This is a genomic window from Streptomyces sp. JW3, from assembly GCF_052216785.1.
Taxonomy (GTDB): Bacteria; Actinomycetota; Actinomycetes; order Streptomycetales; family Streptomycetaceae; genus Streptomyces.
Genome location: NZ_JBQOUX010000229.1, coordinates 1 through 2019, shown reverse-complemented (window position 1 = coordinate 2019; position 2019 = coordinate 1). Strand labels below are relative to the sequence as shown.

The 2019-nt window shown below is 73.8% G+C and carries 2 protein-coding genes; both read left to right on the top strand.

Annotated features, from left to right (window positions below; all coding sequences use genetic code 11):
* The coding region (gene sucB / locus ACTT8P_RS38190; protein ID WP_442836383.1) for a 2-oxoglutarate dehydrogenase, E2 component, dihydrolipoamide succinyltransferase at window positions 1–1134 on the top strand (1134 nt) is incomplete at its 5' end.
* Between the two features lie 200 nt (window positions 1135–1334).
* The gene (locus tag ACTT8P_RS38185) at window positions 1335–1958 is read left to right on the top strand and encodes a GntR family transcriptional regulator (RefSeq protein WP_442836382.1); all 624 of its coding nucleotides are present in this window, start codon (window positions 1335–1337) and stop codon (window positions 1956–1958) included.
* Window positions 1959–2019 lie beyond the last annotated feature (61 nt).

Genomic DNA, 2019 nt, shown 5'->3' with positions numbered 1-2019 from the left:
GCGCAGCCCGAGCCGACGCCCGCCCCGGCGGCCCCGGCCCCGGCCCCGGCTCCGCAGGCGCCGACCACCCCGGCCCCGCAGCAGCAGGAGACCCCGGCGCCCGCCCCGGTCCCGGCCGCCCCGGCCCCGGCCCCGGCGCCCGCTCCGGCCCCCGCCGCGCAGGCTCCGGCCGCCCCGGCCGCCGCCCAGGCGTCCGACGACGGCGCCTACGTCACCCCGCTGGTGCGCAAGCTCGCCGCCGAGCAGGGCGTCGACCTGTCCACCGTGTCGGGCACCGGCGTCGGTGGCCGGATCCGCAAGCAGGACGTCATCGCCGCCGCGGAGGCCGCCAAGGCCGCCGCCCCGGCCCCGGCCGCCGCCGCACCCGCCGCCGCTCCGGCCGCCAAGAAGGCGCCGAAGCTGGAGGCGTCCCCGCTGCGCGGCCAGACCGTCAAGATGCCGCGCATCCGCAAGGTCATCGGCGACAACATGGTCAAGGCGCTGCACGAGCAGGCGCAGCTGTCCTCGGTCGTCGAGGTCGACGTCACCCGGCTGATGAAGCTGCGGGCCCGGGCCAAGGACGGCTTCGCCGCCCGTGAGGGCGTCAAGCTCTCCCCGATGCCGTTCTTCGTCAAGGCCGCGGCCCAGGCGCTGAAGGCGCACGCGCCGGTCAACGCCAGGATCAACGAGGCCGAGGGGACCATCACCTACTTCGACACCGAGAACATCGGTATCGCGGTGGACTCCGAGAAGGGCCTGATGACCCCGGTCATCAAGAACGCCGGTGACCTCAACATCGCCGGTATCGCCAAGGCCACCGCCGACCTGGCGGGCAAGGTCCGGGCCAGCAAGATCACGCCGGACGAGCTGTCCGGTGCGACCTTCACCATCTCCAACACCGGTTCGCGCGGGGCGCTCTTCGACACGATCATCGTGCCGCCGGGCCAGGTCGCGATCCTCGGCATCGGCGCGACGGTCAAGCGTCCCGCCGTGATCGAGACGGAGGAGGGCACGGTCATCGGCGTCCGCGACATGACGTACCTGACGCTGTCCTACGACCACCGCCTGGTGGACGGTGCCGACGCCGCGCGTTACCTGACCGCGGTCAAGGCGATCCTGGAGGCGGGCGAGTTCGAGGTCGAGCTCGGCCTCTGACCTCCGCGGTCCTCAGCGGCGCCCCCGTCCGGAACTCTCCGGGCGGGGGCGCCGCCGTTTGTGTCACACCCGGCGTGTAAGCCTCGTCTCACCTGCGTGAAAGCGCCCGTATGCGCCCTTCCGGCGGGGGCCGACGGCCGTATTGTCTATTCGTCAACGCCCCAGGGGGCCGCCAGGGGCCCCTCCCTAAGGAGCCCTTCATGACCGCGCCCGTCGTCCACTCGCTCCGCGAGCAGATCCGCGAGCACATCCTGGAGGGGATCATCAGCGGGCGCTGGCAGCCGGGCGAGCGGATCGTGGAGCGGCGGATCGCCACCGAGCTGGAGGTCAGCCAGACGCCGGTCCGCGAGGCGCTGCGCGAACTGGAGTCGCTGCGGCTGATCGAGTCGGCGCCGAACAAGGGCGTCCGGGTGCGGAACCTGACGGCGGCCGACCTGGAGGAGAGCTACCCGGTCCGGGCCGGGCTGGAGGCGATCGCGGCGGAGCTGGCGGCGGCGCGGCTGGCGGAGGACTGCTCGGCCCTCGAACCGCACGTCAGCGCGCTGTACGAGGCGGACCGCGGCGCCGACGGGACGGCCCAGGTGCGGCACACGGTCGGTTTCCACCGGGAGCTGGTGCGGGCGGCCGGCAACTCGGTGCTGCTGCACACCTGGGAGGGGCTGGGCATCGAGGTGTTCACGGCCCTGTCGATACGGTGGCTGGGGACGGTGCAGCAGTCCTATGCGGAGGAGCACGAGGAACTGGTCGCGGCCTTCCGGCGCCGCGACCCGCGCATCGCCGACCTGGTCAAGTCCCACGTCCTCGGCTGCGCGCCCCGCCCCTGACCTTCCCCGGGGGCCGCGCCCCCGTACCCCCGATTCGCGCGGTTCCCCGCGCCCCTGAAGG

Excerpts from the sequence above, each read along its gene's own strand:
- ACTT8P_RS38185 (WP_442836382.1), top strand. The coding sequence starts at position 1,335 with ATGACCGCGCCCGTCGTCCACTCGCTCCGCGAGCAGATCCGCGAGCAC.